This window comes from Rhizobium sp. CBN3, assembly GCF_030518245.1.
In the GTDB taxonomy this organism is placed as follows: Bacteria; Pseudomonadota; Alphaproteobacteria; order Rhizobiales; family Rhizobiaceae; genus Rhizobium; species Rhizobium aethiopicum_A.
The window spans coordinates 226,543-252,244 of sequence record NZ_JAULSE010000007.1 but is presented as its reverse complement, the minus strand read 5'-3'; the positions used below and the strand labels follow the sequence as shown (position 1 = coordinate 252,244).

Annotated in this window: 30 protein-coding genes; 18 read left to right on the top strand and 12 right to left on the bottom strand. The window is 60.6% G+C overall.

Annotated elements, in window-relative coordinates:
* Window positions 1–108: 108 nt before the first annotated feature.
* The 7 genes from QWJ46_RS13790 to QWJ46_RS13760 all read left to right on the top strand — a co-directional run bounded on the left by QWJ46_RS13790 (window position 109) and on the right by QWJ46_RS13760 (window position 6,108).
* Window positions 109–663, top strand: coding sequence for an alpha/beta hydrolase (locus QWJ46_RS13790; protein WP_302751627.1), 555 nt, complete (start codon window positions 109–111; stop codon window positions 661–663).
* 94 nt (window positions 664–757) lie between these two features.
* On the top strand, window positions 758–3,055 hold the full coding sequence (locus tag QWJ46_RS13785; RefSeq protein WP_302751626.1) for a bifunctional diguanylate cyclase/phosphodiesterase: 2,298 nt from the start codon (window positions 758–760) through the stop codon (window positions 3,053–3,055).
* 271 nt (window positions 3,056–3,326) lie between these two features.
* Complete coding sequence (purC, locus tag QWJ46_RS13780; protein WP_085780082.1) at window positions 3,327–4,091, top strand: phosphoribosylaminoimidazolesuccinocarboxamide synthase; 765 nt, start codon at window positions 3,327–3,329, stop codon at window positions 4,089–4,091.
* A gap of 15 nt (window positions 4,092–4,106) precedes the next feature.
* A complete protein-coding gene (gene purS, locus QWJ46_RS13775; RefSeq protein WP_011425539.1) occupies window positions 4,107–4,349 on the top strand; it encodes a phosphoribosylformylglycinamidine synthase subunit PurS in 243 nt (80 codons plus the stop codon).
* 48 nt (window positions 4,350–4,397) lie between these two features.
* Window positions 4,398–4,952, top strand: coding sequence for an RNA 2'-phosphotransferase (locus tag QWJ46_RS13770; RefSeq protein ID WP_302751625.1), 555 nt, complete (start codon window positions 4,398–4,400; stop codon window positions 4,950–4,952).
* Entirely contained in the window at window positions 4,949–5,620 is a 672-nt protein-coding gene (purQ, locus tag QWJ46_RS13765) for a phosphoribosylformylglycinamidine synthase subunit PurQ (RefSeq protein ID WP_302751624.1), read from the top strand. The genes QWJ46_RS13770 and purQ overlap by 4 nt, the downstream gene beginning before the upstream one ends.
* 89 nt (window positions 5,621–5,709) lie before the next feature.
* The gene (locus QWJ46_RS13760) at window positions 5,710–6,108 is read left to right on the top strand and encodes a hypothetical protein (RefSeq protein ID WP_184459556.1); all 399 of its coding nucleotides are present in this window, start codon (window positions 5,710–5,712) and stop codon (window positions 6,106–6,108) included.
* A gap of 21 nt (window positions 6,109–6,129) precedes the next feature.
* Here QWJ46_RS13760 and QWJ46_RS13755 read toward each other — a convergent pair whose 3' ends face one another.
* Window positions 6,130–6,384: a DUF1127 domain-containing protein gene (locus QWJ46_RS13755; RefSeq protein ID WP_302751623.1), complete on the bottom strand. Its 255-nt coding sequence runs from the start codon at window positions 6,382–6,384 to the stop codon at window positions 6,130–6,132.
* Window positions 6,385–6,465: 81 nt separating this feature from the next.
* On the opposite strand from QWJ46_RS13755, the gene QWJ46_RS13750 reads away from it, so the two are divergent.
* The 4 genes from QWJ46_RS13750 to QWJ46_RS13735 all read left to right on the top strand — a co-directional run bounded on the left by QWJ46_RS13750 (window position 6,466) and on the right by QWJ46_RS13735 (window position 11,191).
* A complete protein-coding gene (locus tag QWJ46_RS13750; RefSeq protein WP_302751622.1) occupies window positions 6,466–7,884 on the top strand; it encodes a PLP-dependent aminotransferase family protein in 1,419 nt (472 codons plus the stop codon).
* 122 nt (window positions 7,885–8,006) lie between these two features.
* Window positions 8,007–8,585, top strand: a complete 579-nt coding sequence (locus QWJ46_RS13745) for an acyloxyacyl hydrolase (RefSeq protein WP_302751621.1) — start codon at window positions 8,007–8,009, stop codon at window positions 8,583–8,585.
* A 121-nt stretch (window positions 8,586–8,706) separates the two neighbouring features.
* Complete coding sequence (gene purL, locus QWJ46_RS13740; protein ID WP_302751620.1) at window positions 8,707–10,938, top strand: phosphoribosylformylglycinamidine synthase subunit PurL; 2,232 nt, start codon at window positions 8,707–8,709, stop codon at window positions 10,936–10,938.
* Window positions 10,939–10,957: 19 nt separating this feature from the next.
* Window positions 10,958–11,191: a BolA/IbaG family iron-sulfur metabolism protein gene (locus QWJ46_RS13735; protein ID WP_011425547.1), complete on the top strand. Its 234-nt coding sequence runs from the start codon at window positions 10,958–10,960 to the stop codon at window positions 11,189–11,191.
* 220 nt (window positions 11,192–11,411) lie between these two features.
* Here QWJ46_RS13735 and QWJ46_RS13730 read toward each other — a convergent pair whose 3' ends face one another.
* Genes QWJ46_RS13730 through QWJ46_RS13685 form a run of 10 tightly spaced genes read right to left on the bottom strand, consistent with a single transcriptional unit; the run spans window position 11,412 to window position 18,775 of the window.
* On the bottom strand, window positions 11,412–12,449 hold the full coding sequence (locus tag QWJ46_RS13730; RefSeq protein ID WP_302751619.1) for a Gfo/Idh/MocA family protein: 1,038 nt from the start codon (window positions 12,447–12,449) through the stop codon (window positions 11,412–11,414).
* A gap of 3 nt (window positions 12,450–12,452) precedes the next feature.
* The gene (gene aroQ / locus QWJ46_RS13725) at window positions 12,453–12,902 is read right to left on the bottom strand and encodes a type II 3-dehydroquinate dehydratase (protein WP_302751618.1); all 450 of its coding nucleotides are present in this window, start codon (window positions 12,900–12,902) and stop codon (window positions 12,453–12,455) included.
* A 31-nt stretch (window positions 12,903–12,933) separates the two neighbouring features.
* Complete coding sequence (locus tag QWJ46_RS13720; RefSeq protein ID WP_302751617.1) at window positions 12,934–13,302, bottom strand: 5-carboxymethyl-2-hydroxymuconate Delta-isomerase; 369 nt, start codon at window positions 13,300–13,302, stop codon at window positions 12,934–12,936.
* Between the two features lie 15 nt (window positions 13,303–13,317).
* On the bottom strand, window positions 13,318–14,178 hold the full coding sequence (locus QWJ46_RS13715; RefSeq protein WP_302751616.1) for a shikimate dehydrogenase: 861 nt from the start codon (window positions 14,176–14,178) through the stop codon (window positions 13,318–13,320).
* Between the two features lie 15 nt (window positions 14,179–14,193).
* A complete protein-coding gene (locus QWJ46_RS13710) occupies window positions 14,194–14,967 on the bottom strand; it encodes an amino acid ABC transporter ATP-binding protein (protein ID WP_302751615.1) in 774 nt (257 codons plus the stop codon).
* Window positions 14,968–14,974: 7 nt separating this feature from the next.
* Window positions 14,975–15,799, bottom strand: coding sequence for a transporter substrate-binding domain-containing protein (locus QWJ46_RS13705; protein ID WP_302751614.1), 825 nt, complete (start codon window positions 15,797–15,799; stop codon window positions 14,975–14,977).
* Window positions 15,800–15,842: 43 nt separating this feature from the next.
* Window positions 15,843–16,493, bottom strand: a complete 651-nt coding sequence (locus QWJ46_RS13700; RefSeq protein ID WP_302751613.1) for an amino acid ABC transporter permease — start codon at window positions 16,491–16,493, stop codon at window positions 15,843–15,845.
* Window positions 16,494–16,502: 9 nt separating this feature from the next.
* Window positions 16,503–17,171, bottom strand: a complete 669-nt coding sequence (locus QWJ46_RS13695; RefSeq protein ID WP_184459544.1) for an amino acid ABC transporter permease — start codon at window positions 17,169–17,171, stop codon at window positions 16,503–16,505.
* 48 nt (window positions 17,172–17,219) lie between these two features.
* Window positions 17,220–18,041 carry a sugar phosphate isomerase/epimerase gene (locus QWJ46_RS13690; protein ID WP_302751649.1) on the bottom strand — a complete coding sequence of 274 codons (822 nt, stop codon included), beginning with the start codon at window positions 18,039–18,041 and terminating at the stop codon, window positions 17,220–17,222.
* Window positions 18,041–18,775, bottom strand: coding sequence for a GntR family transcriptional regulator (locus QWJ46_RS13685; protein ID WP_184459542.1), 735 nt, complete (start codon window positions 18,773–18,775; stop codon window positions 18,041–18,043). The genes QWJ46_RS13690 and QWJ46_RS13685 overlap by 1 nt, the downstream gene beginning before the upstream one ends.
* Window positions 18,776–19,025: 250 nt before the next feature.
* On the opposite strand from QWJ46_RS13685, the gene QWJ46_RS13680 reads away from it, so the two are divergent.
* Genes QWJ46_RS13680 through QWJ46_RS13665 form a run of 4 tightly spaced genes read left to right on the top strand, consistent with a single transcriptional unit; the run spans window position 19,026 to window position 22,225 of the window.
* Window positions 19,026–19,919 carry a dioxygenase gene (locus tag QWJ46_RS13680; RefSeq protein ID WP_302751611.1) on the top strand — a complete coding sequence of 298 codons (894 nt, stop codon included), beginning with the start codon at window positions 19,026–19,028 and terminating at the stop codon, window positions 19,917–19,919.
* Between the two features lie 21 nt (window positions 19,920–19,940).
* Window positions 19,941–20,723, top strand: a complete 783-nt coding sequence (hpaH, locus tag QWJ46_RS13675; protein WP_302751610.1) for a 2-oxo-hept-4-ene-1,7-dioate hydratase — start codon at window positions 19,941–19,943, stop codon at window positions 20,721–20,723.
* Window positions 20,724–20,730: 7 nt separating this feature from the next.
* Complete coding sequence (hpaI, locus tag QWJ46_RS13670) at window positions 20,731–21,495, top strand: 4-hydroxy-2-oxoheptanedioate aldolase (RefSeq protein ID WP_302751609.1); 765 nt, start codon at window positions 20,731–20,733, stop codon at window positions 21,493–21,495.
* Window positions 21,496–21,508: 13 nt separating this feature from the next.
* Window positions 21,509–22,225 carry a transporter substrate-binding domain-containing protein gene (locus QWJ46_RS13665; RefSeq protein ID WP_302751608.1) on the top strand — a complete coding sequence of 239 codons (717 nt, stop codon included), beginning with the start codon at window positions 21,509–21,511 and terminating at the stop codon, window positions 22,223–22,225.
* A gap of 18 nt (window positions 22,226–22,243) precedes the next feature.
* On the opposite strand, the gene QWJ46_RS13660 is transcribed toward QWJ46_RS13665, so the two are convergent.
* Window positions 22,244–23,434: a hypothetical protein gene (locus QWJ46_RS13660; protein ID WP_302751607.1), complete on the bottom strand. Its 1,191-nt coding sequence runs from the start codon at window positions 23,432–23,434 to the stop codon at window positions 22,244–22,246.
* A gap of 163 nt (window positions 23,435–23,597) precedes the next feature.
* Between QWJ46_RS13660 and QWJ46_RS13655 the strand changes: the two genes are divergently transcribed.
* From QWJ46_RS13655 to QWJ46_RS13645, 3 genes are all read left to right on the top strand, one after another.
* Complete coding sequence (locus QWJ46_RS13655) at window positions 23,598–23,828, top strand: hypothetical protein (protein ID WP_302751606.1); 231 nt, start codon at window positions 23,598–23,600, stop codon at window positions 23,826–23,828.
* Window positions 23,829–23,998: 170 nt separating this feature from the next.
* Window positions 23,999–24,334, top strand: a complete 336-nt coding sequence (gene grxD, locus QWJ46_RS13650) for a Grx4 family monothiol glutaredoxin (RefSeq protein WP_085737390.1) — start codon at window positions 23,999–24,001, stop codon at window positions 24,332–24,334.
* Window positions 24,335–24,471: 137 nt separating this feature from the next.
* Entirely contained in the window at window positions 24,472–25,677 is a 1,206-nt protein-coding gene (locus QWJ46_RS13645) for a multidrug effflux MFS transporter (protein ID WP_184459579.1), read from the top strand.
* The last annotated feature ends 25 nt before the right edge of the window (window positions 25,678–25,702 follow it).

The following is a 25,702-nucleotide window of genomic DNA, read 5'->3' as shown; positions in this document are numbered from 1 at the left end:
GAAATCCGCAACCGGCACTGGAGTAACATAACAAACTTCAGCGCCCGTGTCGCTCCCTTGCCGCCCCCTCTTGACATCTTGGTCAAGCCTTCTCACATCGGCGGCACTATGAAAGCCTCAGACGCAGATATTCTCATCATCCCCGGCTACACCAATTCCGGCCCCGGCCATTGGCAGAGCCGCTGGCAGGCGAAGCTCAGCACGGCGCGCCGCGTCGAACAGGCCGAATGGACGAAGCCGGTCCGCGAGGACTGGATCGCCCGCATCGCCGAAGAGGTGAACGCCTCGACCCGCCCGGTCGTGCTCGTCGCCCATTCGCTCGGCGTGCCCTCGGCAATCCATGCCATCCCGCATTTCCGCAAGCGGGTGGTAGGCGCTTTCCTCGTCGCTCCGCCTGAAGTCACCAATCCGGATATTCGCCCCAAGCACCTGATGACCTTCGGGCCCTATCCGCGTGACCCGCTGCCCTTCCCGTCGATCACCGTCGCCAGCCGCAACGATCCGTTCGGCAGCTACGACCATGCCGACGATATCGCCAGCAGCTGGGGTTCCTTCCTCGTCGATGCCGGCGAGGCGGGGCATATCAATGCTGATTCCGGGCACGGCCCGTGGCCCGAAGGAACAATGGTCTTCGCCCAGTTCCTCAGCCGCCTCTCTGTCTGACTTGGAAACTCCGGCCCTCGCCATTTCAGCGATCGCTTTCTAAGCCTTTCTTAATAGAAAGACCGCAGACTGCGCCGAGGTGAAATCAGCGAGAATGCCCGTGAAGAAAGCCCGCCCGGAGGCCGACAAACCGCATGGCGATATCGCAGCGGCTGAGGCTGGCGTCGGCAACGGATCAACCGACGATTCCGATCTGGCTGAGCGCGAGAGCCGCTGGAACCATGCGCTTGTTGGTTCCGGCCTCGGCGTATGGGATCACAATTACCGTCTCGACCGGAAATATTATTCGCCAACGTGGAAAACCATCCGCGGAATGGCGCCGGACGAGGACGTCGCCGGCGACTATGAGGCCTGGCTGCAGCTCGTCCATCCCGACGACCGCGATTTCGTCGCTCATGCGATCGAGCGGCAGAATGCCAGCGATCCGGATTATCAGATCTTCCAATATCGTGAACGCCACAGGGACGGCCACTGGGTCTGGATCGACTGCCGTGGCGCCTGCGTCGAATGGGATGAGAACGGCGTCCCGACGCGCATCGTCGGAACGGATACCGATATCACCGCCCGCAAGGAAGCCGAGGAGACACTGTCGCGCCTGTCGCGCCGGCTCGACCTGGCGCTGGAAATTTCCCGCATCGGCGTCTTCGAAGCCGATATCGAAAATGACATTGTCGAATGGGACGATCGCCTGATTGCCATCTACGGCTTGCAGGGTGCGGCGCGCAAGATCGGCGGCGACGCCTGGGCCCAAAGCCTGCATCCGGACGACCGTGAACGCGTGCTCGGCCTCGCTGACCGCAGCGTCGAAAGCGGCAGCGACTTTCAGCAGGAATACCGCATCATCCGCGGCGACGGCGTCGAACGCATCATCCGCGCCCGCTCGGCCTTCTTCGTCGACGGCAACGGCCAACGCAAGCTGATCGGCGCCAATTGGGACGTCACCGAGGAAGTCGCGCTTCGCAACGAACTGCAGCGCGCCAAGGATCTGGCGGAAGCCCGTAACCGCGAACTCGAAGCCGCCAAGGAGAGCATCGAGCATCTGGCCTTGCACGATTATCTCACCGGCCTGCCGAACCGCCGTTATCTCGACAAGATGCTGGGCGACCGCGCGGCAGAATGCCGGGCTAATGGCCTCGCTTTGGCGGTTCTGCATATCGATCTCGACCGCTTCAAGCAGATCAACGATACCCTCGGCCATCGGGCTGGGGACGCCATGCTGCAGCACGCCGCAAATGTGCTCAGACATTCCGTCCGCGCCGCCGATTTCGTCGCACGTATCGGCGGTGATGAATTTGTCATTCTCTGCGCCATCGATGCGGCATCGAAGAAGATCGCCAGCCTGGCCGAACGCCTGATCCGCGAATTGCGCCGACCCGTCAGATATGAGGGGCATGACTGCCGTTTCGGCGCCAGCATCGGCATCGCCGTCAATGGCGGCGCCAAGCTCGACGCCAAACAGACGCTGCTCGACGCCGACATCGCGCTCTATCGCGCCAAAGGTCTCGGCCGAAACCGCTTCGAATTCTTCTCGGCATCGGCCCGCAACGATATCGTCTCCGCCAAGCAGCTCGCCGATGAAATCCTGCTCGGCCTGGAGCGCAATGAATTCGTGCCGTTCTATCAATTGCAGTTCGACGCCCGCACGCTCGATGTCACGGGCGTCGAGACGCTCGCACGGTGGCAACACCCCGTGCACGGCCTGCTGACGCCAGACCGCTTTCTCGATATCGCCGAGGATCTCGACGTCGTCTCGACGATCGACGCCCTGATCCTGGAGCGCGCGCTTGCAGACCGGCGTGCCTGGATCAAGGATGGGCTGTCGATACCGAAAATATCGGTCAACGTTTCCGCCCGGCGGCTGACCGATCCCGATCTCGGCAAGAAGCTCCGCGCCCTGAGGATCGAGCCCGGCGCCATCGCCTTCGAACTGCTGGAATCGATCCCGCTCGATGATTGCGACAAGGCGGTGGCCGCCAATTTGAAAAAGCTGCGCAAGCTCGGCATCGACATCCATATCGACGACTTCGGCACCGGCCACGCCTCGATCGTCAGCCTTCTGCGCCTGAGCCCGAACACGCTGAAGATTGATCGCGAGCTGATCCGCATGCTGCCGCAATCGGCCGAGCAGCGTAAACTCGTCGGCTCGATCATCGATATCGGACGCTCGCTCAATATCCTCGTCATTGCCGAGGGCGTCGAAACGGCGGATCATATCCGCATTCTGGAGCAACTCGGCTGCGACACGCTGCAGGGTTATGCGCTCGCCCGGCCGATGCCGGCCATGCAGATCCCCTCCTTCATCCGCGCTGGAAGCTGGCGCCACGGGCTGACCGCGGCGCGCGGCTTGCAGACGCATCTTCTCCGCGCGACGCCAAGCAGAACCGCCAAATAAAACCTGTATAAGCGGCCCGCCATTTCGCCTTCATTCCACCGTAGAGAAAAAGCCGCTAGACTCGTAAAGCGAATTCATTCGATTCTCTTGGCGCTATTCCGTAAAATCCGGAAACAGGGCCATGAAATCCGGGAACCGGGGCCACGAAATCCGGAAACGGGGGAAGGAGCGACAGGCGGATTGTGAAACACTCTCTTTTCCTTTAAGGGGACGCCACGAGATCGATCCACTCGCGCTATCCCAAGAGCGCCAACAACAGAGAATGACCAAGATGAACCGTCGCCGCCGTATCTACGAGGGCAAGGCAAAGATTCTGTATGAGGGCCCGGAGCCGGGCACTTTGATCCAGTTCTTCAAGGACGATGCCACCGCCTTCAACAAAAAGAAACATGAAGTCATCGACGGCAAGGGCGTCCTCAACAACCGCATTTCCGAATATATCTTCAGCCATCTGAATAAGATCGGCATCCCCACCCATTTCATCCGCCGGCTCAATATGCGCGAGCAGCTGATCAGGGAAGTGGAGATGATCCCGCTGGAGATCGTCGTGCGCAACGTCGCCGCCGGTTCTCTCGCCAAGCGCCTCGGTATCGAGGAAGGCGTGGTTCTGCCCCGCTCGATCATCGAGTTCTATTACAAGTCCGACGCGCTCGACGATCCGATGGTCTCCGAAGAGCACATCACCGCCTTCGGCTGGGCCAATCCGGCCGAGCTCGACGACATCATGGCGCTCGCCATCCGCGTCAACGATTTCATGACCGGTCTCTTCCTCGGCGTCGGCATCCAGCTCGTCGATTTCAAGATCGAATGCGGCCGCCTCTTCGAAGGCGATCTGATGCGCATCATCCTCGCCGACGAGATCTCGCCGGACAGCTGCCGGCTCTGGGATATCGAAACCCGCGAGAAGATGGACAAGGACCGCTTCCGCCGCGACCTCGGCGGGTTGCTCGAAGCCTATTCCGAAGTCGCTCGCCGTCTCGGCATTATCAATGAAAACGAGCCTGTGCGCGGCACCGGCCCGGTTCTCGTCAAGTAAGACAGGAAAGACAAAGTGATCAAGGCTCGTGTCACCGTCACGCTCAAAAACGGCGTTCTCGATCCGCAGGGCAAGGCCATCGAAGGCGCGCTCGGCGCCCTCGGCTTTTCGGGCGTCGGCCATGTAAGGCAGGGCAAGGTCTTCGACCTGGAGCTCGAAGGCGCCGACAAGGCCATGGCCGAGGCAGACCTCAAGGCGATGTGCGAAAAACTGCTCGCCAACACGGTCATCGAGAATTACGCGATCGCGATCGACTGACCATTGCAGACCTGCCCGTCATCCGGCGGGTCTTATGGATTGAGCGTCATGCTGAAGGCAAAGCTGGAGACGGAAGTCTCGAAATTCATGAGCTATGTTTTGCGCCATGCGCCGGATGCCGCAGGCTTGACGCTTGATGCCGAGGGTTGGGTATCGTTCGATGATCTCGAAAAGGTGCTGACGTCGAGATACGGCGTCTCCCGCGCCGATATCGTCGAGATCATCGACAACAGTCCGAAGAAACGCCTCACGCTTGTCGATAACAGGATCCGCGCCAATCAGGGCCACAGTGTCGAGGTCGATCTGGCATTGACCCCGGTTGAACCGCCGGCAGTTCTCTTTCACGGCACGTCACTCACGAACTGGCCGTCGATCGAGCGCGAAGGTCTGGAGAAGATGGAGCGGCACCACGTCCATCTGTCGGCCGACGTCGATACGGCGAAAATTGTCGCCGTGCGCCGCAAGGGCGACTATATCATTCTGCGTGTCGACGCAGCCGCCATGTTTTCAGAAGGCCATTCTTTCTTTGTCGCGGACAATGGAGTATGGCTCGCCGAGAGCGTTCCAGTCCAATATCTTTCGCGAAATGCGGGGACTCTATGAAATCAGCCGTCGTTCAACTTCCGGGCCTCAATCGCGATCGCGACATGATCGCCGCTCTCACCAAGATCTCGGGTCACCAACCGGTGACGATCTGGCAGACAGAGACGGAAATCCCCGACGTTGACCTGATCGTCATCCCCGGCGGCTTCTCCTATGGCGATTATCTGCGCTGCGGCGCGATCGCCGCCCGCATGCCGGTCATGCAGGCGATCATCGACAAGGCCGCGAAGGGCGTGAAGGTGCTCGGCGTCTGCAACGGCTTCCAGATCCTCGTCGAAGCGGGCCTGCTGCCCGGCGCGCTGATGCGAAACGCCTCGCTGAAATTCGTCTGCCGCGAGATCAAGCTCGAAGTCGTCAATGCCGAGACGGATTTCACCCGCGCCTACGCGCAAGGGCAGATGATCCGTTGCCCTGTCGCCCACCACGACGGCAATTATTTTGCCGACGAAGCGACGCTGGCGAAGATCGAGGGCAATGGTCAGGTGCTGTTCCGTTATGCCGAGGGCACCAATCCGAACGGTTCGATCAACGACATTGCCGGCGTGATGAACGAAAAGGGCAATGTGCTCGGCATGATGCCGCATCCCGAAAACCTGATCGAGGCCGCCCATGGCGGTTCGGATGGCCGAGGCCTCTTCGCCTCGGCGCTCGACGTCGTCGCCGCCTGACCCCACCTCAACCATGCCGCCCGCAGGCGTACCGCGGACAACGGCATGCGGCCGAGAAGACCTTCATCCGGATCACTGGAGCAAGATCAATGCGCCCTCTCCCCGCCGTCGCAAACGCCGCTTTGTTGACCGCTCTGGCAATCATGATTGCAGCCTGCCAGTCGCCGGCACCGGCAGCAGGTCCAAACCGGGCGGCATTGCCGACGATGGAGCGCGTAGCGCTCGGCGCCAATGCCTGCTGGTTCAAATCGGGCGATCCGGCCTTTGCAGCCTATAAGCTCGCTCCGGAACTCAATTCCTTCTCCGGTCGGCCGCGCATCCTGCTCGTCCACAAGGGCAGCCCGGAAAGCCGGCCGCTGCTCGTCGTCCAGGCCGAGGGAAGCCCTGCCCGTCTGCAGGCCTTTGGTCCGATGATGTCGGAGCCTGTCGCCGGCCGCATCGCCACCGACGTCAATCGCTGGTCCGGCGGCAACAGGGCCTGCAATTGACCGCTGCGGTCGCCCGCAGCATCAGTCCCAGAAAAATGACTTGCTGATTTCGCGTGCGGCTTCGGACTGCGATACCCCGATATCCTTGAGTCCTGCCGCCGTAAGCTCGCTGAGCGCGCGCCGTCCCTCCCGCTTCTGATGCCAGAGACGAATGGCGGCCCAGATCCGTCCCAGAGGCGTCGTCGCCTCGATAGGCGGGCTGGGAAGGATGACCCGCCGGTCCTCATAAGAGACAATCGGTACAATTGGCGTATTGATTTCGGGCAATGCAGACATTCCAGGAATCCTCTCGGCTCGTCCTTGGAATTGACTCTTAATCTTGACAGGGGCAAGGTGACAATATAAGCAATTGTCACCATGACAAATTGGCTTCCAGATCTTTCCCGCGGCTCCGGGCCGGTCTATCTCCGCCTTGCCGACAGTATCGAATCCGCTATTGCGAGCGGTGCCCTGCCCGCCGGCAGCAAACTGCCGCCGCAGCGCAATCTTGCCTATGATATTGGGGTGACGATCGGCACGATCGGCCGCGCCTATGCCCTGGTGCACGAGCGGGGCCTGGTTGCCGGCGAGGTAGGCCGCGGCACCTATGTGCTGAACCGCGCCGAAACGCCGCCCGGCGAACAAACCGATGCACTGGCCGTCTCGCTCGGCGGCACTCGCTATCAGGACGCGCCCGCCGACAAGATCCGTTTCGATACCACAGCCGCTCCCGATCTCGGCCAGGGCAAGATCATCTCGGGCATCCTCGCCGAGATCGGCGAACAGCATCTCAGCGAGATTTCCTCCTATTCCCGTAGTTTTCCGCGGAACTGGTTCGACGCCGGCCACCGCTGGCTTGCCCGCAGCGGCTGGACACCGGAGGTCGAAAACATCGTGCCGACGCTCGGCGCCCATGCCGCGGCGGTTGCCGTTATTGCCGCTGTCTCTGCGCCGGGCGACAAGATCGTTTTCGAAAACCTGACCTACACCCAGGTCAGCCGCAGCGCCCGGCTTCTCGGCCGCCGCACGGTGACGGTCGATTCCGACGAATTCGGCGTGATTCCCGACGATTTCGAACGGCTCTGCCAGCAGCAGCATCCGAAGATCGCCTTCCTGATGCCGACCGTGCATAATCCGACGGTGACGATCATGCCCTACGAGCGGCGCGCAGCAATTGCCGCAATTGCCAGAAAGCACAGCGTCTGGCTGATCGAGGACGACCTCTACGGCGGCATGGCCGACGATGAGACGCCGCTCATTGCCGCGCTTGCGCCCGACCGCACCTTCCTGGTCAACGGCCTGTCGAAATCGGTCGCCGCCGGGGTGCGCGGCGGCTGGGTCGCCTGCCCGCCGCATTTTGCCCAGCGCATCAAGGTGACGCACAGGATGGTCACCGGCGGCCTGCCTTTCATCCTGGCGGAGACCTGTGCCCGCCTGGTCGAAAGCGGCCGGGCGCACGAGATCCGCAAAGAAGTTATCGGGGAACTCTCCCGGCGTGCCCACATCGCCCGCGAGCATCTGCGGGGTTTCGACTTCGCGTCGCACCCGCATGCTCCCTTCCTCTGGCTGAAACTGCCGGAGCCCTGGATGTCCGGCACCTTCAAGAATGCCGCCTTTCGCGACGGCGTGCTGGTCGATGACGAAGACGAGTTCAAGGCGGCGCGCAGTGAGAAAACCTATTACCGCATTCGCATCGGCTTCTCCTCACCCAAAACGGGCCAGGAATTGACCGCAGGCCTGATGATCCTGCGCCGGCTGCTGGAAAATGGCGGTTCCGCCTATGACGGCGAAATATGACCTGTTGCAAATACACGCCATAATTCCGGAAAAACGCACACGCTTGACGAGACCGCTTTACCGCTGCGACCCCCATGCTACCTCTTTGTTATTCCCGCTTGGTGCGAATCAAAGGACGGCAGATGAGGGTCGAGTTCGGAAAGATCGCGTTACGCTTCTTGGGGCTGGCATCAGTGGCGGCCGTAGCCGTCACCTCGATGGCGGGTTCGGCCAATGCTGGCGAGCAGATATTCGATGAATTGCGTTTCGGGGCCTCCGCCTCGGTGCAATCGGGTCGTGCCGCGGAAGATGGCGTCTTTCCGGAGATTACCGCTCTCTTCGATCCTTTCGGATATGAGGAGGCTGTCGGCTGGCAGCAACAGCTGTTGCATCCCCGTATCCATCTCGGCACCTCGATCGGCACCTCGGGTGAAGCAACCCAATTCTTCACGGGCTTCACCTGGACGGTCGATCTCAACGAGAAGCTCTTTGCCGAAGCCGGATTCGGCGGCGTCATCCATACCGGCGATCTGGACGACAATGATGACGGCCCGGAACTCGGCTGCCGCGTCCTGTTTCACGAATATGCCGGCGCCGGCTACCGTTTCACCCGCAATTGGAACGTGATGGCCCAGATCGCCCACTCCTCTCATGCCGATCTCTGCGACGGCCCGAACGATGGCATGACGCGCGCCGGCATCCAGATCGGCTACAAGTTCTGAGCGATTGCCGCCTTTACGAGAGAAGCCTGCCCGCCCTCTGTTGACGGTGGGCTTTTTTCTGTCGCGCGTCGCCGCTACATAAGCTAAAGACAGCGCAAAACGCGCCAGGGACTTTCCGCTCATGACCATTCCAAACACCATCCCGATCACGCCGGAACTCATTGCAAGCCACGGCCTGAAGCCGGACGAGTACCAGCGCATCCTGGATCTGATCGGCCGCGAGCCGACTTTCACCGAGCTCGGCATCTTCTCGGCCATGTGGAACGAGCACTGCTCCTACAAATCCTCGAAGAAATGGCTGCGCACGCTGCCGACCAAGGGACCGCGCGTCATCCAGGGTCCCGGCGAGAATGCCGGCGTGGTCGATATCGATGACGGCGATTGCGTCGTCTTCAAGATGGAGAGCCACAACCACCCCTCCTATATCGAACCGTACCAGGGGGCCGCGACCGGCGTCGGCGGCATCCTTCGCGACGTCTTCACCATGGGCGCGCGGCCGATCGCCGCGATGAACGCGCTGCGTTTTGGCGAGCCGGATCATCCGAAGACCCGCCATCTCGTCTCCGGCGTCGTTTCCGGCGTCGGCGGTTACGGCAACTCCTTCGGCGTTCCGACGGTCGGCGGCGAAGTCGAGTTCGATGCGCGTTATAACGGCAATATCCTGGTCAACGCCTTTGCCGCCGGTATCGCCAAATCCAATGCTATCTTCCTGTCCGAAGCCAAGGGCGTCGGCCTCCCGGTCGTCTATCTCGGCGCCAAGACCGGCCGCGACGGCGTCGGCGGCGCGACCATGGCATCGGCCGAATTCGACGAATCGATCGAAGAAAAGCGCCCGACCGTTCAGGTCGGCGACCCCTTCACCGAAAAGTGCCTGCTCGAAGCCTGCCTCGAGCTGATGCAGACCGGCGCTGTCATCGCCATCCAGGACATGGGTGCGGCCGGCCTCACCTGCTCGGCTGTCGAAATGGGCGCCAAGGGCGATCTCGGCATTCTGCTGGAACTCGACAAGGTGCCGGTCCGTGAAGAGCGGATGACCGCCTATGAGATGATGCTGTCGGAGAGCCAGGAGCGCATGCTCATGGTGCTGCAGCCGGAAAAGGAAGAGCAGGCCAAAGCGATCTTCGTCAAATGGGGCCTCGACTTCGCCATCGTCGGCAGGACCACCGATGATCTGCGCTTCCGCGTCATGCATCAGGGCGAAGAAGTCGCCAACCTGCCGATCAAGGATCTCGGCGACCAGGCGCCGGAATATGACCGCCCCTGGCGTGAATCCGGCAAGCCTGCGCCCCTGCCCGCCAATCTCGTCGCCGCCCCCAAGGATTACGGCCAGGCGCTCCTCCAGCTCGTCGGCTCCGCCAACCAGTCGAGCCGCCGCTGGGTCTACGAACAGTATGACACGCTGATCCAGGGCAATTCGCTGCAGCTCCCGGGCGGTGACGCCGGCGTCGTGCGCGTCGATGGCCACAAAAGCAAGGCGCTTGCCTTCTCCTCCGACGTGACGCCGCGTTATGTCGAGGCCGATCCCTTCGAGGGCGGCAAGCAGGCGGTCGCCGAATGCTGGCGCAACATCACCGCGACCGGCGCCGAGCCGCTCGCCGCCACCGACAATCTCAACTTCGGCAATCCCGAAAAGCCGGAGATCATGGGCCAGTTCGTTCAGGCGGTGAAGGGCATCGGCGAAGCATGCCGCGCGCTGGATTTCCCGATCGTCTCCGGTAACGTCTCGCTCTACAACGAGACCAATGGCGTTGCCATCCTGCCGACGCCGACGATTGCAGGCGTCGGCCTGCTGCCGGACTGGCGCAAGATGGTCCGCATCGGCAGCGCCAATGACGGCGACAAGGTAATCATGATCGGTGTCGACGGCAGCCACCTCGGCCAGTCCGTCTATGTCAGAGACCTGCTCTCCAGCCGTGAAGGGCCGGCGCCGGAAGTCGATCTCTTCGCCGAGCGCCGCAACGGCGATTTCGTCCGCTCCGTCATCCGCAACGGCCAGGCGACCGCCTGCCACGACATATCCTCGGGTGGTCTGGCCGTCGCGCTCGCCGAAATGGCCATGGCCTCGGACAAAGGCATGAAGATCGATCTCGGCGAAGGTAAAGGTGCTGCGCATGCGCTGCTCTTCGGCGAAGATCAGGCGCGCTACGTGCTGACGGTGCCGGCCGATGTGGCGGATTTCGTCTGCGTCAATGCGGAAGGCGCCGGCGTTCCCTTCCGTCGGCTCGGCATGGTCGGGGGCGATACACTTGATGTCGGCGATCTTATTTCACTGCCGATTCAGCAATTGCGCGATGCCCATGAATCGTGGTTCCCTGATTTCATGGAAGGCCGCGGCGAACTTGCCGCGGAATGATGCGCAAGGAGTAACAATCATGGCCATGAAACCCGGCGATATCGAAGACATGATCAAGGCTGGGATTCCCGGTGCCAAGGTGACGATCCGCGATCTCGCGGGCGACGGCGATCACTACGCCGCCGAAGTCGTCGCCGAAGCCTTCCGCGGCAAGAGCCGCGTGCAGCAGCACCAGATGGTCTACGAGGCGCTAAAGGGCAACATGGGCGGCCTCTTGCACGCTCTCGCTCTGCAGACCTCCGCGCCGGATTGACATGCCGGCTTCGGCCGGTTGAAGCTTTGAAATAAAGAGGCCCGGGTGGAAGGCTTCCTTCCTGCCGGGTCTTTAGTTCTCTGCAAAGCGGTTCTGGATGACAAAGGTGTCCGGCCTCGTATGCGGCGTACTTCAACCTCCCTCAGGAATGTTCTTCACCGCGCATCAGCTCGGTGAATGACTTAATGCTCCGGACCGCCTTGAGCTGGCGCGCAACCATTTAGGTCAGGCTGATACGCTTGCCCGCTGCGGCGGATCGCTTCACGGCGTCGATAACCTTTAAGGTTTCCAGTCCCTCACGTCCGCTGACCAGCGGCGCTTCTTCCCCTCTAATGACCCTGCATAGCTGGCGTATCTGCAGGACCAGTGGATCCTCGTTCTCGACTTCCGCGCGATGACATTCGAACGGTTCCATCCAGCTCCTTTTGCCCGGATTGCTCCAGACGTTAAGTGACGGCACCGACAGCGACCCGTGGGTGCCGCCGATCATGTAGCAAGCCTCCTCAGTTTTAGGGTAAGCGGGGTTTTCGCCGGTCGTCATCTCCCAACTCCATGGCGCGACGACGGAATCCGAAACGGAAGCAGTGCCGAGAATTCCGTTCTTGAACTCGATGAGGATCACCGCGGTCTCCTCTACGGCGTTTCCGCGAACTGCGTTGGATTCGAGCGCCTGGACCGCCGTGATATCCCCGAATAGGTAGCGAAGGTTGTCGATGTCGTGGATCAGATTGAGAAAGACTGGTCCCGCGCCGCGTTCGCGGCGCCAGGGAGTGTCGAAGTATTCTTCCGGTTTGAATAGCCAGAACATGGCATTCACGACCAGTATTCGCCCGAGCTTTCCGCTTTCGATAATCTGTTTAGCTTTTTGCATCATCGGATTATGTCGGCGATGATGTCCGGTCAGCAGCGGAACGCCTTTGGCCTCGGCCATTTCAACGAGCCTCTCGCCAGCAGCAATATCGTCGACGATGGGCTTCTCGATCAATGCCGGGATGCCGGCCTCGAGGGCCTCAAAACCGTTTCTGACATGGATCTGGTTGGGAGTCGCGATGATAACGCCGTCAGGACGCGCTGCGGCGACCATCTCAGCAAAGGCCGAAAACCATTTGACGCCAACCTCGCTGGCGATCACCTTTCCAACCGGGCTCGGGTCGACGATAGCGACAAGCTCCGCCATCGGTTCGTCCAGCACGTGTTTGATGTGGCGCTTCCCGATAAGCCCCGCGCCGAGGACCGCCAGTTTGACCGGAGGAGGCATTTGTCAGTCCTTCTTCGGTGCCGTGAGCATCGTAGCGACGCGGCGGATTCCGAGCGTATAGCCCTCCGTACCAAGACCGGTGATGATGCCGTCGGCGCGGTGGGAAACGAAGGAATGATGACGGAAGCTTTCGCGCTTATACATGTTGGAGATATGGATCTCGATGACGGGACCTTCGAACGTGTTCAAGGCATCGAGAATCGCAAGCGACGTGTGCGTGAATGCGGCCGGATTGATGACGATGCCCCCTCCGTCTTCGCGCGCTTCGTGAATCCAGTCGATGATTTCATATTCACGGTTGCTCTGGTGGAAACGGATCTCGTGGCCGAGTTCTGAGGCCAGTTTCCGGCAGTCTGCCTCGACATCGGCCAGCGTCTCGTGACCATAGATGTGAGGCTGACGCTTGCCGAGCAAATTGAGATTTGGGCCATTGAGAACGTAGATCAGGCTCATTGTTATTCTCCTTGTGAGGGCGTTGCCAAGTTTAGGCGAACGCTATTTCCTGGAATGCGAAATTCGGGTCGGACTCGTAAAGATCGGCCCGCAGCCCCAGCCGCCCTGCTTGAAGCGCGGGGGCTGCGACATCGCGCGCAGCTTCGAGGACCGCCTTCAACAACTCCCGCTTCGTTTCTGCCGGCCGGCCAGGGGCCATGCGCACGATTATCTGGATGAAGTGATTGTCCGGATGCTCGTCGCCAACGCAGGAGAAGGTCGCCTCCCGGGCGAAGGTGCGCACGGCAGTGGGCTTGACCAAGCCTCCGTCGCGCACTCGATAATGGACCGCTCTGGTCAATTCGTCGATCGCCACCCGTTCGGCAGCACCTCGGCTGTAGTCGATGATGATGTGCGGCAAGGCATGTCCTCCCGGTCAGGCTGGAGCTCGGCACAATTCTTCGAAGTGACGCGACATGCGTTCCGCATCCGGTTTTACACCCGTGAACAGTTCAAAGGCCGCCGCGGCCTGGAACACGGTCATGCCGCCGCCCGGCAAGGTCCTGCACCCCTTCTTCTCTGCCAGAGCCAGAAGTTCCGTCACGAGCGGCATGTATACAATATCGGCGACCCAGTGACGTGGATGAAGCCATTCCGGTTCGATCGGGAGACCCGGATGACTTCGCATGCCCGTCGGCGTAGCGTGAATCAGCCCGTCGGCCGAAGCGAGCGCCGCACCGACGTCTCTGACCGGTTGCGAGCAGGTTCTTGAAAAGCGTCGGTTGAGCTGATCGGCAAGCGCGGCGGCGCGATTTGTGTCCTGGTCGAAGATCGAGAGCATCCCAATACCGAGCTTGATGGCCGCATGCGCGACGGCGACCCCTGCGCCGCCTGCGCCGAGCAGGACGGCATGAGTTTTGGCGACACCGGGCATACCACGCTCGAAATTCTTGTAGAAGCCATACCAGTCAGTATTGTGCCCGATCCGCTTTCCGTCCCGAAGAACGACCGTGTTGACTGCTCCGAGCATCTCGGCGTCCTCGGACAGGCTGCTAAGATGAGCGATGACCGTCTGCTTGCACGGGTGCGTAATGTTGCTTCCTGCGAAGCCGCGGTCTTCGAGCTCTACGAGCAATTCGGGCAGCGCAGAAGCGGGTAAACTGCGCTCGGCGAAATCGACGAGTTCGTAGTGGTAATCCAGCTCCAGGTGCCGCGCCTCGGTTTCGTGCAGGGCTGGCGACTTCGACATCTGGATGTCGGCCCCGATGAGACCGACGAAGAATTTGTTGTTATTCATTTCGATAACCCAATCTCAGTGATGTGCGAGGATCTCGCCAAGGAAAGCCTTGGTGCGCTCATGCTTCGGAGACTTGAAGAACACCTCGGGCTCGGCCTCCTCTACGATCTCGCCGGAAGCCATGAAGATGACCCTGTCTGCAACCTGACGGGCGAAGCCCATTTCATGGGTGACGCAGATCATGGTCATGCCATCGCGTGCGAGACCGATCATCGTGTCCAGCACTTCCTTGACCATTTCCGGATCGAGCGCCGATGTCGGTTCGTCGAACAGCATCGCCTTGGGTTCCATGCAAAGGGCCCGGGCAATAGCGACACGCTGTTGCTGCCCTCCACTGAGCTGAGCGGGATACTTCTCCGCCTGATCAAGGATTCGGACCCGTTCGAGGTACTTTCTCGCCAGCCTCTCGGCGTCAGCGCGGCTCGTTCCGCGGACCCTCATAGGCGCGAGCGCGCAGTTCTGCAGAACGGTCATGTGCGGGAACAAATTGAAGTTCTGGAACACCATCCCGACTTCGCGCCGAATGGCGTCAACCGCCTTGCTCGTGCCATCGAGCGACTGCCCGTCGACGATGATCCTGCCTTCCTGGATCAACTCGAGAGCGTTGATGCAGCGGATCAAGGTCGACTTGCCGGAACCCGAAGGTCCGCAAAGGACGATCTTCTCACCTTTGCGAACCGACAGACTGATGTTTTTCAGCGCATGGAAGGAGCCGTACCATTTCTCCACCCTTTCAAGGGATATCAATGTCGACCGATCATTAGCGGAACTGAGCACGGCGCCCTCCATGTATGCTTTACTTGACTGTGAACGGGATGTTGGGGATGGATTCCGGGAACGTCGGCAGATCGATGTTCATCCACTTCTTGGTGATGGCTGCGAGCTCGCCATTACCCTTGATCTTGTCGAGGAAGGCATTGACGGCCTCGTTCCAGTCCTTCTCGCCAAGTCGCGTTCCAACGCCATTGTAAGTCGTCAGGAAGTCGATCTTGCGCTCGTAGGTGCCGGGGCTGGCGGCATCGAGCCGCTGTCCGTAGAACATGTTGCCTCCGACGGCCTTGACCTGTCCGGAGACCAGCGCCTGTATGGTTGAAGCGTCGTCGTCGAAGCGGCGGACCGTGGCCGTCGATCCCACGGCGTCGGTAATGGCCTTGTCCTGCGAGCTGGACTTCGGCACGCCGATTTCCCAGCCGGCAACATCGGCAGGCGTTTTCGCGGTATCGGCCTTTGCCGCATAGAGCGAGATCGTGTTCGCCGCGTATGGCTTGCTGTACTGGATCGATTTGGCGCGCTCTTCCGTCATTGCCATCGTGGCGAACAAGATATCGACCTTACCGGTGGTCAGGGCCGGAATGCGATTGGCGACGGCGAGCGGCTGGAACTGGACCTTAACTCCGAGTTCCTTAGCGAAGAGTGTCGCGACATCGGCGTCGAAGCCGTCCTGCTTGCCGCTCGTGTTGACGAAGCCCCATGGCGCGTTGTCGCCCTGAATGCCGACGACGATCGTGCCCTTGGCCTTGATCTCCTCGACGGTCGCTGCGGAAGCCGCAGCAGCGCCTACCGTAACGAAGGCGGCCGTAGCCAGGGCCATTCCAAGAAATTGTCTGCGATTGCTATTCATTCCATTCTCCTCCTCTGTGGTCTTTGCTTCGGGCGAAGCAAGATTAGCGGGCAGCTTTCGCCATCCGTTTTTCGAGGCCGCTCCCGATGTGGGAGAGAGGCCAACAAATGATGAAGTAGATTATTCCAACGATTCCGAAGACGAGCAGCGGGCGGTAGATCTGGTTCGAAATGATCTGTCCGGCGCGGGTCAGCTCGATGAAGCCGACGATTGCTGCGAGCGATGTGCCCTTGATCAGCTGAACGAGAAATCCGATGGTCGCAGGCATCGAAATCTTCAGCGCCTGCGGCAGGACAACGTCCTTCATTCGGGAGACGTAATGCAGCCCGAGTGCGTTCGCGGCTTCGGTCTGGCCCTTCGGAACGGCCTCGATCGACCCGCGCCAGATCTCGCCCAGGAAGGCACTTGCATGGAGGGTGAAGGCGATGGCCACAGCGATCCATGCATTGACGTCGACGCCCAATAGCGCGACGCCGTAGTAGACGACGAAGAGCTGCATCAGGAGCGGCGTGCCCTGGAAGAGCGCGATGTAGCCCGACGATACGAAACGTGCGAAGCGGTTCTTCGACGTGCGCACCAGAGCGATCAGAACTCCAAATATGCCTCCGCCGACGAAGCCGATGATGGCCAGCAGCACAGTCCACTTCAGACCCTGCAAGAGGAAGAACAGCTCGTTTTCGCCGATGGGACCCATGAACGCCTCCTATCTGGTCGGGTAGTTGAAGTAGTGACGGGAGATAAGGGCGAAGATGCCCATCATCAGGCTCGAGATGACCAGGTAGATTGCGGTTACGCTGAAATAGACCTCGAAGCTTCGGAAGGTGTCGGATTCGATCCGCTGCGCCGCCGAGGTGAGCTCGTAGGCGGCGATTGAAGTGCAGACCGAAGTCGTCAAGGTCAGCATCACGAACTGGCTGGTCAGGGACGGATAGATCGCCCGCAGAGCCGGCTTCAGAACGATCAGCCGGAACACATCGGCCTTATGCAAGCCCAACGCAAAACCTGCCTCGACCTGACCCTTGCTCACACTTTCCACACCGCCTCGAATGATCTCAATCGCATAGGCGCCGCCATTGATGCCCAGTGCGATGATGGCGGTAGCCGTAGGGCTCAGTCGGATACCCATGAGTGGAAGCGCGAAGTAGATAAAGAATATCTGCACCAGGAACGGCGTGTTTCGAACCACCTCGACGAAGCTAATCACCGGAGCTCGAACGAGTTTGTTCTTGGATGTTCTTGCAGCGACGCCGAGAATACCGATCGCGAGCGCAAGGATCATTCCGGCAACCGCGAGACCGAGCGTCCCAAGCGAACCCCAAAACAATTCCGGGGCGCGGTCGAAGACCGCACCAAAATCGAACGTATAGCCCATATGTTGACTTCCTCCCTCCGGCGCGGCTCACGCCTTGCCGGGGCCGGATCAGCGATCCGGCCCGAATAATCCTTCGGCCCTGTCGTACAGATGTTTCAAATGCGTCTCAGGCGGGGCAGACCCTGCGAGTGGGACTTCCACCGAGATCGCCGCGTAGCTATCGACCGCCGCAACGAGTTCCTTCAACGGCAATTCGCCCTCCCCCGGTGCGAACCGCCCGCCTCTAGCTTCAGCGATCATCTCCTCCGGCGTCACCGGCGCCGGTCCAGCGACATCGCACAACTGAACGTGCTTTACCCAGCCGATCTCGGCTCGGAGCGAGGCGAGTGTGCCGCCATTCCTGAAGAAATGTACTCCGTCGACGAGGGCGCCGGCATTGCGGGCACCGCTCGCCTTCACAAGATTGACGCTGTCCTGAAAGGTTTTGATCACCCGCCAACCCATGTTCTCGACATCGACAGCCAGCCCGTAGCGGTCCGCAAGGCCGCAGAGATCCGAGAAGTTCGATGCCAATCTGGCCTGATCAGGATCATCTCCGCAGACACTGAGTCGGCGTGCTCCAATATTCGCAGCCGCAGCAACTGTGGCCTCCACCGACGACGCGTCGAACGAGGGGTCGATGACGAAGAACTCGATATCGAAAACCTCGATGCCTTCACCGCTAAGCACGGATTTCAGCTCGCGCGCAGCCGAACCACCGACAGGCAGCTCGTAGTAAGGCGCACCAGGGAACGCCGGATTCAGTCTGAGCCCGATCCTGGAAAATCCCGCGCGCGCAGCGGCCGTCGCAAACTCCACGGGAGACAGCAATATCGATGAGAAGTGCGCGACGCCAATCGGTGGCGCCGATTTCGATGCGGCGGCGGCCATCAAGCGATCCCCTTCGTCGCGAGATGGTTGCGAAGATTGGTGCCGGTGCGATGGATGTGCTGGCGGAGCTTCTCGCAGGCATAGTCGACATCACGCGCGACCGCTCCCTGGGCAATCTCGCTGTGCTCCTGCCCTACATTGCGGTCCCCCGACGTCCGGATCAGGAAGACGCGGCGATATCGGTCGTTGAGATTCAGCAGAAGACTGCAGAAGTGAAGTAGCAGAGGTTTGCCACAGCCCGAGATCAGGGTGAGGTGGAATTCGCGGTGAAGCGCTTCCCAGTGCTCCAGCGTTTCGGGACGCGCGGCGTCGCGCTCCGTGCGGTTTAGACGATGAAGCGCACGCATGATGTTGCCCTCCCATTCGACGTCGCCAAGACGCATGGATTCACGCAACGCGAAAACCTCGAGCTCCTCGCGCAGGGTCGTGACCTCTTCGAGATTAGCCAGCGAGATCGGCGCGACGCGATAGCCTCTGTTGTCCTGAAACTCGACCAGGCCGTCTGAAATGAGCCGGGCCAAGCCCTCCCGCAACGGGCTCAGGCTGACGTTGAAAGTCTTCCGCGCCTTGTCGAGATTGATCTTGCTGCCCGCTTCCAGCTCACCGGAGATGATCGCCTCCCGAAGGCGCGATGCGAGCTGGCTGCCGATGGTGTTCTTGCCATCGTCAAGAAAGCCGGTTGACGGCACATCGTCTGTCAACGGCCCAAGAGAGCTGTCGTCGGCCGTGTCCATTCTTCCTCCAGCAATCCAGGGCAAGTTTCGATTATCGGTATAATAAACGATTATTTATGTCAACATGGATACACTGAAAAGCATCGATCTTCCGACCCCTCGCCCTCAGAAGGCATTTTAATCACGTGATTTCAAAGATCTGTCGCCTCATTCTGGGCAGGTTTCATTAGCCATCAGCATTGAGCGCATAGTGACAGCTTGACAAATAATCGATTATTTTGATAATCGAACCACATTGGGAGGTAGCCTTATGGCAATCAGAACGGAAAGCGAGTTGACGCCGGCCGTCCTCGCCGTGATGAACCGCACCGAAGATCCACGTTTGCGGGATATACTTGTTGCAATGGTGAAGCATCTCCACGCATTCGTGCGGGAAGTCAGGCTGTCGGAAGTCGAGTTTCGCGAAGCAACCGCCATCCTAAATGAAATTGGCCAGCTGCAGACCGACAGCCACAACGAATTCGTGCTCATAGCCGGATCGCTGGGCGTCTCCTCGCTTGTGTGCCTGCTCAACAACGGCGACAACGGGCAGACGGAGACTTCACAGTCGCTACTCGGGCCGTTCTGGCGGCTCAACTCTCCGCGGGTCGAAAACGGCGGAACCATCATCCGGTCGGAAACGCCGGGAACACCCTTGTTCGTCCACGCGAAGGTGGTTGATCGGGGAGGCAAGCCCATCCCGGGCGCCGAGATCGACGTATGGCACGCCTCTCCTGTCGGCCTTTACGAGAACCAGGATCCTGATCAGGCGGAAATGAACCTGCGCGGCAAGTTCACTACGGACGACGAGGGTCGGTTCTGGTTTAGAACGGTCAAGATGGTGGGCTATCCCATCCCTGTCGACGGGGTCGTCGGTCGGCTTCTCCAAGCGCAACGCCGCCACCCTTACCGACCTGCGCATCTGCACGCGCTGATCTTCAAACAGGGATATAAAACCCTCATTTCCCAGGTCTTCGACCCGAGCGATCCAAACATTGAATCCGATGTGCAGTTCGGCGTCACGGCGGCTTTGACAGGCGACTTTGTCCGTCACGACGAGCCGCACCCGTCCGACACGGACGTCACTGGCCCGTGGTTCTCGCTCGACTACACCTACGTCATGGAGCCGGGCGAGGCCATCCTGCCGCGTCCACCGATCAAGTAACGAAACCAGCAGAGCTAGATAATGATTACCGAAAAAGAACGCCAGGCGGCAGCCGACGCGCTGCTGAGGGCAGAAACCGAACGCAGGCCCATTGTCCAGCCAAGCAGGACATACCCGCATTTGGAACTTGAAGACGCCTATAAGATCCAAGCGCTCTGGGCGCAGGCCCGGATTGCAAAGGGCGCGCGGATCGCGGGTCATAAAATCGGACTGACATCGCGGGCGATGCAGATGGCCTCGAAAATGACAGAGCCCGACTACGGCGTGATTCTCGACGACGCCCTCTATAACGACGGAGCGCAGATCAGGGCGGAACTCTTCATCAAGCCACGTCTCGAAGTCGAACTCGCCTTCGTAATGGGCGAGGATCTCGAAGGACCAAGCGCTCGGATCTATGATGTCATGCGCGCGACTGAATTTGTCGTTCCTGCGCTTGAGATCATCGACTACCGAACCGAGGTACCCAGAGCGATCACCGATACAATCGCCGACAACGCCGCCTTTGGAGCGATCGTCGTGGGTGGCCGCATCATCCGGCCAATGGATATCGACATCCGCTGGGTCGGCGCGACGCTTTCGAAAAACGGCATCATCGAAGAATCGGGGGTTTCCGCAGCTATAATGGGGCATCCGGCCGCGGGTATCGCCTGGCTCGTGAACAAACTCCATGCCGTCGGAGGCGGCTTGAAGAAGGGCCAGATCGTGCTTGCCGGCTCGTTCACCCGCCCCGTGGACATCGTCAAGGGCGATGTCATCCAAGCCGACTATGGTCCGGTCGGCTCCATCGGCGTCTCGTTCGTGTGAGGCGCCGATGGAACTTCCCGTCAATCACTTCAAGCGGAAACTGAGAGCCGGTCAAAGCCAGATCGGACTCTGGTGCGGCCTTCCCGGAAGCTACGCGGCAGAAATCGTCGCGCCGTCGGGCTTCGACTGGCTGCTGTTCGATACCGAGCACTCTCCAAGCGACGTCCTCACCGTCCTGCCGCAATTGCAGGCGGTCGCGCCTTACGACGTGTCCCCAGTCGTACGCCCGGCATTCAACGATCCGGTGCTGATCAAGCGCTTTCTGGACATCGGCGTCCAGACGCTCCTCATTCCCTATGTCCAGAACGAAGAGGAAGCGAAGGCGGCGGTCGCCGCTATCCGGTATCCGCCGCGCGGGATTCGCGGCGTCTCCGCCTTGACGCGCGCCACCCGCTTCGGGCGTGTGCCGAATTACGCGCGGATTGCTGAACAAGAGATTTGCCTGCTTCTGCAGATCGAGACCCGCGAGGCACTCGCTCGGCTGGAAGCCATCGCCGCGGTCGAGGGCGTCGACGGCATCTTCATCGGCCCCGCCGATCTGGCGGCTAGCTTCGGTCATCCCGGCCAACCGGGGCATCCCGAGGTGGTCGCGGCGATCGAAGATGCGATCGGACGTCTAAAAATTCTTGGAAAGCCGGCAGGCATCCTTACGCCGGACGAGTCGTTCGCGGCCCGCTGCATTTCGCTCGGGACGTTGTTCACCGCCGTTGGCGTAGACGTCGCCCTGCTTGCGAGAGGATCGGAAGCGCTCGCAGGCAGGTTTGCATCTTAGGGAGTTCGCGCCGATGTCGACGCGGAAAAAAGTTCTGGCCGAGATAGCGCCGGCGGGCGCAATCCGGGCGGCCGTCAACATGTCGAATGCTGCCCTGGTCCGGTGGGACGATCAGGCCGGCGCCTTGGTCGGTCCAAGCGCTCGGATCGGTCGCAAAATTGCGGAGCAACTGGATTGCGGCCTGTCGCTGATCCAGTACGGCTCGGCCGCCGACATCCTCGCCGCCGCGGATCGCGGCGAGTGGGACATTGCTTTCATTGCCTCGGATGCATCGAGAGCCGACCGATTCTCCTTTTCACCCCCCTATATGTCGGTCAAAGCGACCTATATGGTGCGCGAGGCTTCGGCGTTCCGGACAGTCGGAGACCTCGACCTCGAAGGCGTGCAGATCGCCTCCGCAAGAAGTGCCGCATACACGAAGCAGCTCGAACGTACCCTTGAAAAAGCGACTGTCTCGCATACCGACAGCCCGGCAGCTGCCATTGATCTCCTTGTCGGGTCGCAATGCGACGCGGCTGCGGGATTGACCGAATTCCTCGTTCAGATGTCGGAGCGGATTTCCGGCTTCCGGCTGGTAGAAGGAGCGTTCTCCGAAATTCCCCAGACGATCGCCGTGCACCGAAGATCCACTCATGCCTCGGCCTTCTTTGCGGATTTCGTACGCGGTCTGAACGGAACTGCTGCGGGAGACGGTGACTTGGCCGGCGACTGTGAAGAGAATCTCCCTTGATGGCGACGAAACCAGCCCTCAAGTCGGCAGCTTGTTCTGCTCCGGAGAGGCAAAAACCGACGCCGGCATCGGACCTGACGTCATCAGCGTGAAATCAAAGGGTGCCCTGAGATCTGGCCCCAGCACATATTGCCGGTGGACGCGCAGCTGGTCCTTGCGGATCTTCCGATAGTGCTCGCCCGTCAGCATCTGCTTGACGCGGATAAGAAGGATCTTCGCCGCAGGCGCGTCTGCATGGCCTGCGACGGCAACGACCGGCACCTTGTAGAAATTGATCGAATCCGTCAGGCATTGCACGTCGAGCCAGGAGATCTCCGGACAGCGGGCGATCAGGCCGACGCGGGCGCGAAGCGACGTTGCCGATGACAGCAGGGCGCATTGCAGAATGGCGCTGCCGAGCGTGGCAAACACGACGCGCCTGCCCTTGAAAATCTCCGGCTCCTTTTCAAGCAATATGCCGATGACATGGGCGGCGACGCTCGATCCCATGCTGTGCGAGGAGATCACGTACTCGTCCGCCTCCTCGGTCAGCGCCTTGCGCACCGCAATGGCCCGCTCTTCCAGCCAGTCGTTGAACTCGGCCCGATCCATACGGCCGAGCGCCACTGCCATTTCCCAATCGGCAAAAAGATGCAGCGTATGGAAACGCTCGGAAAAAGGCAGGAAGGCGAAGATGAAGAAGCAGAGCGCCAGTGGCCCACTCCACAGCACGTGCCAGGCGGAGAAGCCGAGACTATAGGGCAGGAAAACGATCTCGGCCGTCAGCGCGATCGCCAGCGCCGTCAGCAGGAACGGAAAGAGGAAGAACAGGCCGAAACGCCACGCATGCCTGAAATATCTCCGCATGCCACCTTCCAGCATGATCTCGGCGCAACTCCGAAAGCCTGCAATGATCCGGCTCAGCGTGTTGCGGCCACGCAGCCGACGCACGAACATGTCGTGATCAACCATATGGATCCGGCTCTTCGTCCGCCAGCCGGCGGAACTGGTCTTCGCCGCAGGCGCCGTCTCGTAGGCTCCTGCGCTGCCCGTCGTGACCTCGAAGCTGAGAGGATCGCTTCCCGCCTCCGGCGCACCGGTTTCGACGGAGTAGCCCCAGACGGCAGCACTCTGTCTGGCAGAGCGTTCGTACCGCGCCCTATGGGCAAGGCCGTCGAGAGGCTCGAAGCCCGGGAAATGCAGGACGACCCGCTTCTTTATCAATGTCATTCCGCTGTTCCGGCCGGGCAAATAGCCGGCGTATTGCTGCAAACCGCCTGCTGGCCGCCGACATCGCGAAAAAGCAGGTATGATTTCAAAGCCGTCTTGCTAACCGAACTCATCCGGAATTCAATAGCAGGCACGTCGTTTTCACCGCAAACGGAGGGGTTTTGTGGCCGATCTTGTAAAAGAATTGATATCGGGCGTCGTCGACAGCGTGCTGAAGGAAATCCTGAAGAAAACCACAGGTCGCGTCGCGACGAAACGCAAGAGGCGCAAGGCACGCTCCGCCGCGACGACGACGGCTGTCCGGAAGACGTCTACGGCCAAGCGCAAGCCTGCCCGCAAACAGGTCAGCAAGCGCCGCACCGCCGCCGGCCGCAGCCGTCAACGTCGCGTCTGAGACGCGAGGAAAACTTCCGACCGTAACGCGACAGCAACAATCGCAAAGTGGTCTGACCAGATGGTCTTTTTTTGGTTCGGGCGGCTGGAATTCCTGCTGTCACATGCTATCTAAGGGAAACGATTGAAACGGCGGGCCTTTAACTCGCCTGTTGAAAGGAATCAGATCCCATGAGCGGCATTCACGAATTCATCGACAACGAAATCAAGAGCAACGACGTCGTCCTCTTCATGAAGGGCACGCCGCAGTTTCCGCAGTGCGGGTTCTCCGGCCAGGTCGTGCAGATTCTCGATTACATCGGCGTCGACTACAAGGGCATCAATGTGCTCGCCGATTCGGAGATCCGCCAGGGCATCAAGGATTATTCCAACTGGCCGACGATCCCGCAGCTCTACATAAAGGGCGAGTTCGTCGGCGGTTGCGACATCGTCCGGGAAATGTTCCAGGCCGGTGAACTGCAGCAGCATCTCCAGGAAAACGGCGTCACCGTTCGCGGCGCCGCCTGACCGGTCACCGGACGTCCGCCCGGTTTCCAAATCTGTTTCTCGAGTCCGAGGCGCTGCGGTGAGCAGCGCCTTAGCCTGTTTATGGGAATTTCATTGTGACAGATTCATCACAAGCCGTGTCCGCGGGCCGCCTGCCCATGGGCAAGCGTGAGTTCATCGCGCTTGCCGCCTTCCTGATGGCCATCAACTCGCTTGCCATCGACATCATGCTCCCGGCGCTGCAGCAGATCGGCGCGAGCCTCGGCGTCGAAAGCGAGAATCACCGGCAGTTCGTCGTCTCCTCCTATCTGCTCGGTTTCGGCTGCGCCCAGCTGTTCTACGGTCCGCTCTCCGACCGTTTCGGCCGCCGCACGCCGCTGTTGATCGGCCTCGTCGTCTATATCACATCCGCCATCGGAATCGTTTTCGTTCCCTCCTTCGCCGGCCTGCTGGTGCTTCGCTTCATCCAGGGCGTCGGCTCGGCCGCCACCCGCGTCATCACCATCTCCATCGTCCGCGACATCTATGGCGGCCGGCAGATGGCGGAGGTCATGTCGCTCATCATGATGGTCTTCATGATCGTGCCGGTGATTGCGCCCGGCACCGGCCAGGTCGTCATGTTCTTCGGCAACTGGCACCTGATCTTCCTCTTCATCGCCACAATGGCGACGGCGATCGGCGTCTGGGCCTATGTCCGCCTGCCGGAAACCCTGCATCCGCAGAATGTCCGCCCCTTCACCGCCCGCTCGATCTTCGGCGCCTTCAAGCTGGTGCTGACCAACCGCGTGGCGCTTTGCTACACCATCGCCAGCACCTTCATCTTCGGTGCGCTGTTCGGGTTCATCAACTCCGCCCAGCAGATCTATGTCGGCATCTACGGCCTCGGCGTCTATTTCCCCTTCGCCTTTGCCGGCGTGGCGATCTTCATGTCGCTGTCGTCTTTCTTCAATTCGCGTTTCGTCGGCAAACTCGGCATGCGCCGCCTGTCACACGGCTCGCTGCTCGGCTTCATCGCCATCAACACCATCTGGCTGATCGTCCAGATGGCAAGTTCCGAGCCGATGCCGTTTGCGCTGTTCATCTCCTTCTTCGGGCTTGCCATGTTCCAGTTCGGCTGGATCGGCTCGAACTTCAACTCGCTCGCCATGGAGCCGCTCGGACACGTTGCCGGCACTGCCTCCTCCGTCCTCGGCTTCATGAGCACGGTCGGCGGCGCCCTTATCGGCGCCGGCATCGGCCAGGCCTTCGATGGCACGGCGCTGCCGATGGTCGCCGGTTATTTCATCGTCTCGATCATCGGGCTCATCTTCGTGCTGATCGCCGAAAAGGGCCGCCTCTTCCATCAGCACAATCCGGCCGTTTGAGCGGCCGGTCCCTTCCGAATCCAGG